We start from the raw sequence: 14,208 nt of genomic DNA on the forward strand, positions 1-14,208 counted from the left end.
TTGCGCCGCGCGCTGGCGTCGCGTGAAGCAGGTTCAGGTGAGAAAAGTGAGAGGTTGGACACGCCGCCTGCGCGTCTAACTCTTCACACCGCGCACCGCGTAAGCCGACCACGTGGCAAGCCGCCCGACACTCAGCATCCTGGCGATCCGCTTCACCGCGTGTCGCACACGCCCACGCAAATGCGCCACGCGCATATGCCGCCAGAAACGGTCCGGCGCGAATTCGCCGAACCGCGCTTCCTTTTCGAGCAGCGCCTTGCCGCCCGGCAAATGAACGAACGAGCAGCAGCGAAACCAGCGCACGTCGCGATAGTTGTTGCCCGGCCAATGACGCCCCACGGCCTGGTAGGCGCCCACCTCGATCAGCACCTGCCCTTCGTCGACCAGCGTATTGAGCGCGGCGGAGATGAACGCTTCGTCGCCATGATGTTTGAGGCGCCCGCTTTCGCTGAGATAACGCGCGTAATAGGCGCGCGCGCACGGCACCAGGCGACGCAGTGAAGCCGGCGTGGCGAGCAGGAATTCGCCGCCGTACCAGCGCGGATTTTTCAGGCGCCGATCCGCGACGATTTCCAGATCCTCGACAACGCTCTCGCTGCCATACGCCGGAAACACCTGATCCGAAATATCGAACACGCCAAGCCCCGCTTCCGCGCAACGTTCGACGAGATTCCGGTCGAGCGGCAGCAGCGCCACCATATCGGCATCGAGCAACAACATCATCGTGTCTTCGGACAAACTCGCGGCCACCTGGTCCATCAGGTCGAGCTTGAAATGCGCGGCGTAGAACGGCGTGTTCTTCGGCAGTTCGATCGTCGCGGCCAGCTTCGTCACCGCCGGCCGATGCTCCGCCGGCATGCTGGCAAGCCGCTGCTCGACGAGTGCCGGCGCGTTCGTCATGATGGTCAACGCCGGCATGCCGACGCGCCGCAAGCTGTTGTTCAGGCAGATCGCCTGGCTGACATACGACAGCGGATCGCGGTTCGTCGAATTCGGACCGGGCTTCGCGTCACCATCCACATAAACGAGCGTGCAAGGAAAAAGATTCACGTTGCTCCTCACCATGCGTGAGAGACGGTTCGCTTTTTCCAGCGCTGCCGCAATTGTTCGGAAGTCGAATCGGTGTGAGACTGATCTGCGGCGATGGAGTCAGATGAACCGGGGCGCAGGCATCAGGTATGCCCAATCGTTTCACGTCCTTGCATTACCTTTCCGCCAAAAACCAGCGAGACATAACGCAGCGAGAATCGATCGTGTTTCGGCGTCGCGGCTCTGCGCAATAATTGCAGGTTGCTGATTGGGCGCGCATGAACAACTTACTGATCAATGCGATGACCAGCGCGACATGTGACGCGCGACACGTTGCAGCGTCATGCTGTGGTGAGGCGTGGCCGACTCACCTGAAAGAAAACATCAGGCGCGCGCTTCGCTTTCCACGCCTTCGCGCATGCCGTGCGCGGCCAGCAAACGGTACAGCGTGGCGCGTGAAATGCTGAGTTCACGGGCGGCGTCGCCGGGGCGGCCGCGATGACGCAACAGCGCGAGTTCAATCGCCTGGCGTTCGGCGGTTTCGCGTGCCTGCGCGAGCGTCACCGGCAGCGTCGTGGCGTAGCTCGACAGTTCGAGATCTTCGGCGCTGATTGTGCGCCCTTCCGACATGACGATGGCACGACGCACCCGGTTGATCAGTTCGCGCACGTTGCCGGGCCAATCGTATTGATGCATGGCCGTGATCGCGTCCGGTGAGAAGCCGTATAACCGGCGGCTTGCGTCCTTGCGATAGCGGTCGAGCGTGGACAGCGCGAGCAGCTCGATGTCCTTGCCGCGCGTGCGCAACGGCGGCTCGTCGATCCGCAACACGCACAAACGGTGATACAGGTCGGCGCGAAACCGGCCGGCTTCGATCGCGGCTTCCATGTCCACGTGAGTCGCGCAGATAATGCGCACGTCGATATCGATGGAACCCTGCCCGCCCAACCGTTCAATGGTGCTTTCCTGCAGAAAACGCAGCAGGTTCGCCTGGCTCTCAAACGGCAGATCGCCGATTTCGTCGAGAAACAGCGTGCCGCCGTTGGCCGTTTCGACGCGCCCGACTTTGCGCTGATTCGCGCCCGTGAACGCGCCACGCTCGTAGCCGAACAACTCGGATTGCAGCAGATGCGGCGGAATCGCGCCGCAATTGATCGCGACGAACGGCGCCTTGCGGCGCGGCGAACGCGCGTGGATCGCGGCGGCGGTCAGTTCCTTACCGGTGCCGGACTCGCCGGCAATGAACACCGGCGCGTCGGTGGTGGCGACTTTGCGGATCGAGCGGAACAGCGCGAGCATGGCGTCGCAGGTGCCGATCATCTCGCCTTCGGCCTCCGCGGTGTCGATGAACGCCGGTTCGCCGAGCGAGATCATGCCGCAGGCGTGGCCCACGGTGTCGACGATTCTTTCGTTGGCGGCCGGCAGCGTGATGTAGTCGAAGCAGTAGTCCCGCACCAGCCGGCGTGAATTCGCGTCGTCGAGTTGCGTGGCCGCGGCCATCGCCACCCAGCCGATGGTCGGCAAGGCCAGACAGGCTTCGAGCATGGCCGCGTCGCGCGGCTCGTACACGCTCGAAAAATCGACGAGGCCACCGGCCAGCGAGCCGTCCTGCATGACTTGCCGCACTTCCTGAACCGAGCCGATGACTTCGACGTTCCATTCGCGCGCCTGGAAGCTCGCGAGCAGATCCGCCGAAGGATCCCGGGTGAAATAGATGACGCGCCGCGTAATGGCCTTCATTTTATGCATTGTTTTTTGATGGTCCGCACTGTCTGCACTGGACTGTATCGAGCCCAGCCCCCTCGGCGCTGCGCTATGCCGATGCGCTATGCCGATGTGTGTCCCGGATACGGTGAGGACCGTCGATGATACGCGGTACGGCCCCCATTCAGACCGAGTCTGACGAAATTTAATGGTTCGGCGGTCATGCTGTTTTGCGTTCTTTTGCGTTTTTTTGTGCTCTTCCAGACAGAGATCCGCGCTATTTGACGCTATGCCGCAAGGGTCTGAAAAACGTGCGGATCTCGTGGGCGAGTAACGCGGGCTGTTCCATGGCCGCGAAATGGCCGCCGCTCGGCATCTCGGTCCACTGCTGGACGTCGAAGGTTCGTTCGAGCCAGCTACGCGGCGGATGGTTGATCTCCTTCGGGAAACTCGCGAAGCCAACTGGCGGCACGACGCGTTGATCCGCGGCGAAGCGCATCGGTTGCAAACGGTTCTCCCAGTACATCTGGATCGACGGGCCAATGCTTTGCGTGTACCAGTAGAGCGAAATGTCGGTGAGCAGGTCGTCTTTCGAGAACACCCGCTCTATCTCGCCGCCGCAATCGCTCCACGCACGAAACTTTTCGCCGATCCAGGCGGCGAGTCCCACCGGCGAATCGTTGAGCGACGCCGCCAGCGTGAGCGGCTTCGTGCCGTGCAAGTGGGCGTAGCCGCCTTCGAGCGTGGCCCATTCGGTTTTCGAGCGCAGATAGTTTTCTTCGGCGGGCGTGAGCGGCTGCCGGTCCGCGCCGATCGCGGGTTCATACGAGGACGGCAGAAAGTTGAGGTGAATCCCGTCGACTTGCTGTGGATGCCGCGCGGCCAGCGCCACCGACACGCCCGCGCCAAGGTCGCCGCCCTGCGCGCCGAAACGCTCGTAGCCGAGCCCCTGCATCAACGACGCCCACAGGTCGGCCACCTGAAACGCGGAACAGCCTGGCTGAGCCGGCGCCGGTGAAAACGCGAAGCCAGGCAGCGACGGCGCGACGACGTCGAACGAATCCGCGGGGTCACCGCCGAACGCGGCCGGATTGCACAAGTGCTCGATAAGCGTGTGGAACTCGAAGAACGAGCCCGGCCAGCCGTGCGTCACAACTAGCGGATACGGCGCGGGACCTTCACCGCGCCGATGCACGAAGTGCACGCGCTGACGGTCGACATGGGCGAGGAATTGCGGCTGCGCATTCAGCTTGCGCTCCGCCGCGCGCCAGTCGAAAGCGTCGGCCCAATAGGCGGCCAGTTCACGCAGCCACGCGTTGTCGGCGCCTTGCTGCCACGCGGGCGACGGCGTGGCCGGCGCCCAGCGCGTCGCGCGAATCCGCCTGCGCAGATCGTCGATGTCGGCGTCGGGAATGGCAACGTGAAACGGGTCTATCCGCATGGGGGAACTCATCCGCAAGAGGCTGGGAAATCACGCGCGACGCCCAACGGCCACCCTGCGCACGCTACGAACACGAAGCAGGGGCCATGGTACACAATGGGCAAATTTTCCGTTTCCCCCTGTCCGTTCCGGAGACCGTCATGCTTGGAGCGCTCGCTGCCCTACTCACGTTTCAGTGCCTTGGAGAAGGCATTTCGTACCTGTTCCATGTGCCCGTACCCGGACCCGTGATCGGCATGCTGCTGTTATTCGGCTTCCTCATGCTGCGTCCGCAAGCCGCCGACGCGATCGAGCCGACCGCGCTCGAATTGCTGCGTCATCTGTCCTTGCTGTTCGTACCGGCCGGCGTCGGCATCATGGTGTCGGCCGAGCGGATTCGCGGCGACGCGCTGGCGGTGATCGTCTCCATTGCGGTCAGCACGACGCTCGCGATCGCCGTGGCCGCGCTCGTCACGCGTGCATTGATGCGCCGGCAGCGGACTGATCCGGTCGCGCCGGAGGCCGCATCGTGACCGCCATTCCGAAGCTCGGTGCGATCTGGGTCTATCTCGCCGCGAGCCCGCTGCTCGGGTTGACCATCACGTTGATCGCATATCTGATCGCCCAGATGCTCTACACCAAAGCGCGCTTCAATCCGCTCGCCAATCCGGTGCTGATCGCGGTGGCGATACTGGTCGCGCTGCTCGAAATCACCCACACGCCGTATGCGACGTACTTCGAAGGCGCGCAGTTCGTGCACTTCCTGCTCGGCCCCGCGACGGTGGCGCTCGCGCTACCGCTTTACCGGCAGTGGCCCAAACTGCGCCGCTCGGCCTTGCCGCTGATCGGCGGGCTGGTCGCCGGATCGCTGACGGCGATCGTTTCGGCAGTGGGCGTGGCGGCGATGTTCGGCGCGTCGCATCAAACGCTCGCCTCGCTCGCACCTAAATCCGCGACCACGCCGATCGCCATGGCGGTGGCGTCGGAAATCGGCGGTATTCCTTCGTTGACGGCGGTGCTCGTTATCTCGACCGGCGTGTTCGGCGCCGTATTCGCGCGCGCGATTCTCAACGCGCTGCGGATCGTGGAACCGGAGGTGCGGGGCTTCGCGCTCGGGATCGCGTCGCACGGTATCGGTACGGCCCGGGCGTTTCAGGTCAGCGAGGAAATGGGTGCGTTCGCCGGTCTGGGCATGGGGCTCAACGGCATCTTCACCGCGCTCGTCGTGCCGGTGTTGATGCCGCTGGCGGCACGGTGGTTGATGGGTTGATGTGCGCAGCGGGGAATCGTAGGGCGCGGAAAAGCGACGGCTAGCCGCTGTACCTGCGTCTGCGCTTGGCGGCGTTCAGCAAGCGCAATCTCAAGGACGCTGCGCGTTGACCAGACTCGGCGCGCCGCCCGGCCCCGCCGGGTCCGGATTGCCGAATGCCGGCAGGCTGCCGTTGCTTCGCGCGCGAACAATCTCCTCGCGCACCTGCTCGCGCGTTTTCGGCCCCTCCGATTTCAACAATGTCCCGCCCGGCGCGGTCGGCTGCAGCGACGTCGACTGAAGTGGCGCTTGCGCGGTCAGTTCGGCCTGGCGGTTCGACGGCGACGCCTGCTCGACGCCGGCTGCCGGTGGCGTTTGCAGGATCAGCGGCGGCACGGCCGGCGCGCTGGCGAGTCCCTGTCCCACCCTTATCGTCGGCGCAATGGTACGCGCTCGCGACGTCAGCACGGTAGGCTCGTCAAGCGGGACGTTGCTGGCCGCCATGCGATCGCCTGAAGAACCCGTTACCTGGGTTCCCACACCGCGCCGTTTTGTCGCGTAGCCGGATGCACGGCTTGAATAATCGCGAGTGGCATAGCGGCGCTCACGAGAGTGATGGCCCTTCACCGGCGCCGACGTACGCGTCGCTTTCGGCTCCTCCAGCGCCACGACCTGCGCCTGCGGCGAGGCTTGCGCGCGCGCCTGCACCTCGCGCTGCAGCGCGGCCACCTGGCCATCGTTTTTGTGCGTCGCCGCTACCGCGTCGAGTTGCGCCTGCGCGGCGCCAAGGTCGTTGCGCTGCAAACTACTGCGTGCGGCTTGCAAGCCGCTGGACAACGCGGCATCCGAAGCACCGCCAGCCAGCACCGGACCGGACGTGATCGCCCCGCTCATGATGTCGCCGCGCGCGTGCCGGGCCGCCTCGCCGCCGCTGTCCATGCTGGGTTCATCCACCGAGAGCCAGTGCCGGCCTGCCGGTGAGACGTAGGCCGCAATCGCTACCGCGCCCACCACGAGACCGCTCAGAACGACTTTCCTGGGTTCGCCATGCATACCTTGTCCCCTCCGATCGTGGCCGCCCGCCGCGCTCGCCGCAACGTGTCCGAACTCATCAGAAGGTTCGCGGCGACCGGCAGATCGATGCCACCGCAACGACCACGAGTTCGGGGCCGATCCAGTCACGTACGAAAGTGTGATTGAACTGGATGCGAGGAAATCTCGGTTTCCGCGTTTGAAACGCCGAAACGTCGGAATGGGCCTGCCAGTTGTCCGAAAAGACCTGCGGCAGCGGGGTTTTCTTCCGAACGATGTTGGAACTGCCTGGCAATCCACCGACATGAAACCATGCCCGCAGGTCCGGCATGTGGGACTAGACGAGCGGCCCTTCCGCCTGCTTGCCGCGCATCGCCACCGCAATCGAACTGCCGACAATCAACGCGATGCCTAGCAGCGCCATCGCGCCGATCGTCTCGCCCCACACCACGTAGGCGAACAGCGCCGCCCAGACGATGCTGGTGTAGTTGTACGGCGCGAGCGCGCCCGCGTCGGCCTCGCGAAACGCCATCGTCATCAGCAACTGCCCGGCCGTCGCGAACGCGCCGAGCAGGGCCATCGTCACGAGCGCTTCGAGCGTCGGCGTGCGCCACGCCAGCAACAGCGAAGCGCCGGTGACGAGCGTCCCGATCACCGTGAAGTAGAGCACCGTGGTGCCCGAGTCGTCGGTGGCGCGAATGCGCTTGATCTGAACGATCGACAACGCGCCGAAGAACGCGCTCGACATCAGCAGCACCGGCCCGAGCCAGCTCGAATGCGCGCCGTCCGGGCGCACCACGAACAGCACGCCGATAAAACCGACCGCCGCCGCGATCGCATCGCGCGGCTTGAGCGTTTCCTTCAGCAGCAGCGGCGCCAGAACGATCACCAGCAAGGTCTCGGAATAAACGATCGCGACCGCCTCGCTGAGCGGCATGTACGGCAAGCCGGCGAAGAACAGACCCGACGCACCGAGCAACGTCAGCGCGCGCAGCGTCTGACCGCGCACGTCCATGTGTCTGAGACGTTCGGCAAGCGGCTTGCCGCGCAGGCAGACCGCGACGGCCGGCACGAGACCGAACAGCATGCGGAAGAACGTCACTTCGTTGGCCGGATAGGCGAGCGCCACGGATTTGGCGAGCGCGTCGACGAGCGCGAAACAGAACATCGAAACGAGGATCAGCGCGATGCTGCGCGGCGGTACGGCGGTCGTCCGAACGGCGGTGATGGGCGGCATGAGGGGTCCTGGGAAGCGCGCGTGACGAGCGCGGCGCCGGGGTTTTGCGTGATGTTCGTGGGGCGTTCTTGCGGCCCTCGTGCAGCGTTTATGAAGCGCGCGCCGTCGGAAAACGGATTATGCCCGCTGTCCGGAAGGCGGGTCGATCCCAGTCCAACGGGTCACCCAATGCGCATCGCATCACCGCCCTCGCCGTCCGGAAACTTTCCACCGACGATTCCGGGTAAGTCCCGATACAGGTAAGCAAAAGTAATAATATTATTCATATCGATTTCCGCATCGCGAGGCCAAGACTCTCTGTCCATGGCCCCGTTCAGCTTTAATAATAATTATGACCATCTACTAAGCGGGGACATCAGGAGATACAGGTGCGCAATTATCTTGTGCTTGCGGCGCTGGCTACGCTCGGCGCTTGCGGTGGCAATGACGGCTCGCCCGGTGCGGCCGCATCGGCGAATAAACAGACCGTCGCGGCCGATCCTTCGGCTTCGGCCTCTTCCGCGGCGGCCGCGGCATCGGCTGCCTCGGCCGCCGACCTGGCCAGCGTCGACAACGAATTCCGGGCCGCGAAAACCGTTCCGCTCGGCATGAAAACGACCACCCCGCCGCTCGTGATCGCCGATCCGACGCTCAACCTGCCGCCGTACACACCGCCTGCGTCGCCCGCGCCGGTCTCCACCACCACACTCTCGTTCGGCGACTTCACCAGCTACCTCGCGCCCGGCTCGAATCAAGGCTGGCAGACCGGCGCCAACAGCTCGACGATCGCGATTCCCGCGCCGCCGACCAATGGCACGGGCGCCGGCGACAAGACCGTCGCGCTCGGCAGCACCTACGCCACCGCGTCGTACGAAGCCGACCTGACGGTCAGCGCACCGGTCGGCAACGGCGCCGCCAACGCGGGCTTTCTCGTGCGCACCACCAACCCGACGGCCGGCGGTCCCGACAGCCTGACCGGCTACTACATCGGCCTCGACACCGGCACGCACTCGGTCGTGGTGGGACGCGAGAACAACAACTGGACGAACTTCATCGCGTATCCGGTCAGTTCGGTGGTGGGCGGCAGCACGCATCACCTGAAGGTGACGACGAGCGGCACCGCGATCACCGTCGACCTCGACCAGCAGCGCGTAATCAGCGTCAACGACGCCACCAATGCCCTGCCCGCCGTGTTCCAGTCGGGCAGCTTCGGGCTGCGGCGCTTCGGCGTCGGCGCAAGCTTCAGCAACGTCACGATTCGCACGTATCCCACCGTGACCTCGCCGAGCTACGATTTTTCCAAGGTGGTCGGCGCGGTGTACACGCCGTCGAACGCGGTGAACGCGATCGACTTCTGGGAGAACTACGACCCGGACATCGTCAATCGTGAACTGACGTACGCGCAGACCTACGGCATGAACACCATCGCCGTGTATCTGCACTACCTGGTGTGGGCGAACGATCGCGTCGCGTTCCTGAGCAAGTTCGAGAACCTGCTGAAAATCGCCGCGCGTCACGGCATCAAGGTCTCGCCGATTTTCTACGACGACTGCTGGAACCCTACGCCGCAATACGGCCCGCAACCCGCGCCGGTCTGGGGCGTGCATAACAGCCAATGGGTGCAGTCGCCGGGCACGCCGGTCGAACAGGCGTATTTCCAGCCGAGCGCGTTAAACGCCAGCATCACGTACAAGGCGAGTCTGGCGAGCTACATCACCGACTTCGTCGCGCCGCATCGCAACGATCCACGCGTCATCTTCTGGGAGACGATGAACGAGCCCGGTTGCAGCGGCAATGGCGCGCTGCAGGAAACCCGCGCGGTGTTGATGAACGACGCGCGCATCGCGATCCTTAATGCCGGCGCCACCCAGCCGATCAACGCGCCGCAAGTGCAGGAGGACGAAGGCACGTACTTCTCGGACTTCTACGCGTTCCATCCGTACGGCAATCCGTACACCGGTCCGGTGAACGGAAGCTCGGTCAGTGCGCTGAATTCCGAAACCTTGCAGCGCGGCTTTCCGGGCACCACGGGGCAGACTATGCCGGGCATCGTCGCGAACTACGGCGGCAGCACCGGTTTTATCGTGTGGGAGTTGATGATCGGACGCACCAATACGCGCTTCCACTGGGGGCAGGTGCCGAGCGCACCCGCTACGGTCGAACCGGCCATCCCGTTCCAGGGGACGATCTATCCTGACGGCCACCCGTGGCAGACCTCGGAGACGCAGGCGCTGACCGGTGGTTTCGATGTGAAGTTGCCGGTGCTGCAGGTCGGCTACTACAACGATCCGACCTTCAAAAGTGCGCCGGTCAAGACGTCGGTTACGCCGTTGATCGACTTCGATCTGAACACCGAGCGCGGCACCGATTCGCCTGACGCCTCCGCCGGCGTCAATGCGACCGGCTATGGCGTGCGTTGGACCGGTGCGATTCAGGCGGCGCAGTCGGGGCTCTACACGTTCTCGATCGATAGCGACAACGTCGCACGGTTGTGGATCAACGGCGTGAAGATCATCGACAAGAAGAGCGCGTCGCAAGGCACGTTGAGCGGCAAGACCTGGCTCGCCGCGAAGCAGCGCGCGTCGATCAAGGTCGAGTACGTGCATGGGACGGGGCCGGCCAGCATGCATCTGCTGTGGTCGAGTTCGGCGGCGCGCAATCCGTCGGCGTTGCGGATCGTGCCGTCGGATTCGCTGGTGACGGCGAATTGATCAGGTGGTGAGAGAGTCGTCCGGCAGTGCGGTGCTGCCGGACGACTTGTCTATCCAGCAAGAACCGATCGACCTTTCCCAAGCGAAAAACCACTGTATAAAAACACAGTACAATAGACGACAGCAAACACCCGCGCCCTTCCGCGCCCTCGTTACCGTCGTTGGAATGATGTCCGCCCAGCAAGCCCTCTTCGCCGCCGAACCCGTCTCTCTCGTTCATGACGACGAAGGCGGCATCCGCTATCTGCCCGACTCGATCCCGCCGGCTGTCGCGCAGCGCTGGTTCGACGAGGCACAGCGCAACGTCGGCTGGCTCAGCCAGCAGCGCATGATGTACGAACGCGAGGTCGCCGTCCCGCGCCTGCTCGCCACTTTCGCCCGCGAATCGGCCGATCTGCCCGCGCCGCTCGGCGAGGCGTTCGAAGCCGTGCGCGCGCTGATCGGCGCACCGTTCAATCGCGTCGGCCTCAATCTCTATCGTGACGGTAGCGACAGCGTCGCGCCGCATAGCGACAAAACGGACAAACTCGTGCCGGGCCAACCGATTGCAATCGTCTCGCTCGGCATGAGCCGCCGCATGTCGATCCGTTCCAGAACAGGCCCCGGCCGAACCGTGCACGTCGAACTTGAACCGGGGAGTTGCCTCGTGATGAGCTACGCGTCGCAATTCACGCACGAACACGGCATCCCCAAGCTGGCGGATGTCGCCCGGCCGCGCATCAGTCTCGCGTTCCGCTGTTTCGCGCCTTAGATCAACGTGACCTTGCCCGTCGCCAGATCGTAAATACCGCCCACTACCTTGACCTTGCCGCGTCGCACGTACTGGCCGATCAGCGGTTTCGACACCATCAGCCGACTCGTGTTCAGCTTCACGTTCTCGATCGTGGCGCGCGCAACCAGATCGTCATCATGAGCTGAACCGGCCAATTGCACCGCCGGCTTGAGCGAGCGAACCAGGTCGGGCAAGTGCCCCGGCAATACGGTGCCCTTCTGAATCACCTTGACGGTCGCGGCAATCGCGCCACAGTTCGTATGCCCGAGCACCATGATCAGCGGCACGCCGAGAAACTCGACGCCATACTCGAGGCTCGCGAGCATATCCTCGTTGACGAAATTGCCTGCCACGCGCACCACGAACAGATCGCCCGGGCCCTGATCGAAAGCGAGCTCCGGCGCGACCCGCGAATCCGCGCAACCCACGATCGCCGCAATCGGATACTGCGCCTCCACGCGCGCCACCCGGCCTGCGGAAAAGTCCTTGTTTGAAGGGCTATTCACAGCGTAGCGCGCGTTGCCTTGCATGATCCGGTCGAGCGCTTCCTGCGGTGGAATCGAATTCGGCGCATTGCCGGCAACCGGTTCGGCCGCCATGACATCGTGCGGCGACAACGCCGCCAGCGTGATGGCGGACGCGCCGGCCAGTAGCCAGTCACGTCGCGTGGAAGAAATCGGATGGTGTTCGCACATGGCAGGTCTCCTATGTGCTGGTGCGCTACGGAGATACTCAGGTCACGCCAAGCCTGGCAAGCAACGCCTTCGCGGCCGCTTCCGACGAAGCCGGATTCTGCCCGGTGATCAGATTCCCGGCGACCACCACATGCGACAGCCAGTCCGGTCCTTTCGAATAACTCGCGCCGTTTTTCTTCAACATGTCTTCGACCAGAAACGGCACGACGTCGGTGAGCCCGACAGCCGCCTCTTCGGTATTCGCAAAGCCTGTGACGGGTTTATCGCGCACCAGCGGCGTGCCGTCGGGCGTCTTCGTGTGACGAAACACCGCGGGCGCATGGCACACCGCGCCGACCGGCTTGCCCGCGGCATACAGCGCTTCGACGAGCGCGATCGAGTGCGGATCTTCCGCCAGATCCCACAGCGGCCCGTGACCGCCGGGATAAAACACCGCGTCGTAATCCGCCGCCGACACACTGGAGAGCGTGACCGTATTCGCCAACGCGGCTTGCGCATCGGCGTCTTTGCTGAAGCGCCGGGTTGCGTCGGTCTGCGCGTCGGGATCGTCGCTCTTGGGGTCGAGCGGCGGCTGTCCGCCTTTGGGCGACGCCAGGGTCATCGCGATACCCGCGTCTTTGAACACGTAATAAGGTGCGGCAAATTCCTCGAGCCAGAATCCGGTTTTTCTGCCGGTGTTGCCAAGCTGATCGTGGGACGTCAAGACCACCAGAATTTCCATATCGACCTCGTAAACGGTTTCGATTCGCCCGGCTTGCGCGCGCCGGACGGCGCTGGAGTGGCGCCGCAGTGGCGCGAGCCGCTCCAGGCGCTCTGGCAGTATAGGTGGCGCCAGGTGACGTCGAAGAGGATTTCTTGCCGCGCGAGCGGGCCGCGTCGGCGGGCCGCTCACATCGAAAAACGCGATGTCAGACCGCGTAAATATTGGGGTTGTCCACCAGCGGCAAAAATTGGCCGGTGCGCCCGTCGAGCGCGAGCATCGTGCCGCTTTCGATGTCGAAGATCCAGCCGTGCAATTGCAGCGTTTTATTCACGAGCCCGACCGCCACCGACGGATGCGTGCGGATATTCGACAACTGCGCGATCACGTTGTCCTTCACCAGCGCGGACAGACGCTCGGCGTCCGAGTGATACGTGCGTGACGCGTTGATTGCTTTGGCGGCATCCGAATGACGCAGCCAGCTGGCCACTGCCGGCAGATGATCCAGATTCGTGCAGGTCGAGATCGCGGTCATCGCGCCGCAGTTCGAGTGTCCGCAGATCACGATATCGCGCACGCCCAACACCGACACCGCGTATTCGACCGTGGCCGACACGCCGCCCGGCTCCGGACCATACGACGGCACGATGTTGCCCGCGTTGCGGATCACGAACAGCGCGCCCGGCTCGGTCTGCGTCAGCAACTCCGGCACGACGCGACTATCGGAACAGGTCACGAACAGCGTATTGGGGCTTTGCGCGGCCGATAAGCGCTTGAACAGCGCACTCTGCTGCGGAAAGACGTCACGTTGAAAGCGGATGATACCTTCGATGATTTCCTGCACGATGATCTCCAGATAGTCGAAGCTTAGGTCTGCAGCGCCCGCACCGGTCAAGCGGTGCGAGTCGGCTGTCTGTTGGCGGGACTATACCGCAGCCGGCGTCTGGCTCACCGGCCACGCGAGGTGGTGAATCGTGCGTGCGACCATCACAGCGTTTTGATCTGAAGGCCGCGCCCATAAAAAAAGCCCCGACTGTTACCAGCCGGGGCCAACTCTCTCGCTCGCACACCGGAACCGTGCGTGCATGACTACTGTATCTGGGTCGACGAAGCGGATATAGGTGCCGCGCTGGAAGAGTCCCTTCCATCGCGGCTCACTCTCGAAGCGTTGCGCTAATGCGCGGTTTCAACACCGGACACGCATAAGCGCAACACAACCAGGCCGCTCGACATTCACTGCGATTACATCGCGCTCCGTCGGATAAGGCACACTGAATCAACGGCTATACATCGCATTCCAGTCGGCCTTGGACACCGCCGGGCGACCGCTTTCCGACGCCCCTGCCGCGTTGCCGCCATAGCCGCTGACGTTGCTGTTTTGCGCGGCCACGCGCGCTTCGGCGGCCTGAATCGCGTCGGGATAATGCGCCTGGTCGCCGTCGCCGACGTGATAGCCGGCCTGTTCGAGTTGAACCAGTTCGGCGCGAACCTGCTCGCGGGTGACACGGGTGGTCGACTGGGCAAACACGGTGGCCGAAGCAGTGAGCGAAGCGACGATAACAACGGCCTTGAGCAATGACTTCATGATAAAAACAACCTCCGGTAATTGATGGTTTGCGGTGCTGCGAGTCGGACTCACCGTCACCGCAGGACTCAATATAGGCGTCGATTCGTCGGAGA

Annotated in this window: 13 protein-coding genes; 4 read left to right on the plus strand and 9 right to left on the minus strand. The window is 63.9% G+C overall.

Translation table 11 applies throughout. The features are described 5' to 3' along the window. Positions 1 to 75: 75 nt before the first annotated feature. The 3 genes from HWY05_RS01335 to HWY05_RS01345 form a co-directional block, all read right to left on the minus strand. Entirely contained in the window at positions 76 to 1,050 is a 975-nt protein-coding gene (locus tag HWY05_RS01335; protein WP_035563250.1) for a hypothetical protein, read from the minus strand. 363 nt (positions 1,051 to 1,413) lie between these two features. Next, a complete protein-coding gene (locus HWY05_RS01340) occupies positions 1,414 to 2,769 on the minus strand; it encodes a sigma-54 dependent transcriptional regulator (RefSeq protein WP_035557471.1) in 1,356 nt (451 codons plus the stop codon). A 241-nt stretch (positions 2,770 to 3,010) separates the two neighbouring features. Further along, positions 3,011 to 4,174 (minus strand): epoxide hydrolase family protein, encoded by a 1,164-nt coding sequence (locus HWY05_RS01345; protein ID WP_035557481.1) that lies wholly within the window; start codon positions 4,172 to 4,174, stop codon positions 3,011 to 3,013. A 140-nt stretch (positions 4,175 to 4,314) separates the two neighbouring features. Here HWY05_RS01345 and HWY05_RS01350 point away from each other — a divergent pair, with 140 nt between their 5' ends. Next, positions 4,315 to 4,686 carry a CidA/LrgA family protein gene (locus HWY05_RS01350; RefSeq protein ID WP_176057160.1) on the plus strand — a complete coding sequence of 124 codons (372 nt, stop codon included), beginning with the start codon at positions 4,315 to 4,317 and terminating at the stop codon, positions 4,684 to 4,686. Further along, complete coding sequence (locus tag HWY05_RS01355) at positions 4,683 to 5,423, plus strand: LrgB family protein (protein ID WP_176057161.1); 741 nt, start codon at positions 4,683 to 4,685, stop codon at positions 5,421 to 5,423. Before HWY05_RS01350 ends, HWY05_RS01355 begins: the two co-directional genes overlap by 4 nt. Positions 5,424 to 5,513: 90 nt before the next feature. Here HWY05_RS01355 and HWY05_RS01360 read toward each other — a convergent pair whose 3' ends face one another. Then, positions 5,514 to 6,455 carry a DUF4148 domain-containing protein gene (locus HWY05_RS01360; protein ID WP_176057162.1) on the minus strand — a complete coding sequence of 314 codons (942 nt, stop codon included), beginning with the start codon at positions 6,453 to 6,455 and terminating at the stop codon, positions 5,514 to 5,516. 316 nt (positions 6,456 to 6,771) lie between these two features. Then, a complete protein-coding gene (locus HWY05_RS01365) occupies positions 6,772 to 7,671 on the minus strand; it encodes a DMT family transporter (RefSeq protein WP_176057163.1) in 900 nt (299 codons plus the stop codon). Between the two features lie 368 nt (positions 7,672 to 8,039). Here HWY05_RS01365 and HWY05_RS01370 point away from each other — a divergent pair, with 368 nt between their 5' ends. Both HWY05_RS01370 and HWY05_RS01375 read left to right on the plus strand, forming a co-directional pair. After that, the gene (locus tag HWY05_RS01370) at positions 8,040 to 10,361 is read left to right on the plus strand and encodes a PA14 domain-containing protein (RefSeq protein ID WP_244146455.1); all 2,322 of its coding nucleotides are present in this window, start codon (positions 8,040 to 8,042) and stop codon (positions 10,359 to 10,361) included. 169 nt (positions 10,362 to 10,530) lie between these two features. Next, complete coding sequence (locus tag HWY05_RS01375) at positions 10,531 to 11,112, plus strand: alpha-ketoglutarate-dependent dioxygenase AlkB (RefSeq protein ID WP_176057758.1); 582 nt, start codon at positions 10,531 to 10,533, stop codon at positions 11,110 to 11,112. Here HWY05_RS01375 and HWY05_RS01380 read toward each other — a convergent pair. The 4 genes from HWY05_RS01380 to HWY05_RS01395 all read right to left on the minus strand — a co-directional run bounded on the left by HWY05_RS01380 (position 11,109) and on the right by HWY05_RS01395 (position 14,113). Then, on the minus strand, positions 11,109 to 11,828 hold the full coding sequence (locus HWY05_RS01380; protein WP_176057164.1) for a carbonic anhydrase: 720 nt from the start codon (positions 11,826 to 11,828) through the stop codon (positions 11,109 to 11,111). The two genes, HWY05_RS01375 and HWY05_RS01380, sit on opposite strands and share 4 nt — an antisense overlap. Before the next feature lie 37 nt (positions 11,829 to 11,865). After that, positions 11,866 to 12,549: a type 1 glutamine amidotransferase domain-containing protein gene (locus tag HWY05_RS01385; RefSeq protein WP_176057165.1), complete on the minus strand. Its 684-nt coding sequence runs from the start codon at positions 12,547 to 12,549 to the stop codon at positions 11,866 to 11,868. A gap of 187 nt (positions 12,550 to 12,736) precedes the next feature. Beyond that, on the minus strand, positions 12,737 to 13,372 hold the full coding sequence (locus tag HWY05_RS01390; RefSeq protein WP_035563251.1) for a carbonic anhydrase: 636 nt from the start codon (positions 13,370 to 13,372) through the stop codon (positions 12,737 to 12,739). Between the two features lie 432 nt (positions 13,373 to 13,804). Continuing rightward, a complete protein-coding gene (locus HWY05_RS01395) occupies positions 13,805 to 14,113 on the minus strand; it encodes a DUF4148 domain-containing protein (RefSeq protein WP_035557509.1) in 309 nt (102 codons plus the stop codon). Between the last annotated feature and the right edge of the window lie 95 nt (positions 14,114 to 14,208).

The sequence above is a fragment of the Paraburkholderia sp. BCC1876 genome (assembly GCF_902833695.1).
In the GTDB taxonomy this organism is placed as follows: domain Bacteria; phylum Pseudomonadota; class Gammaproteobacteria; order Burkholderiales; family Burkholderiaceae; genus Paraburkholderia.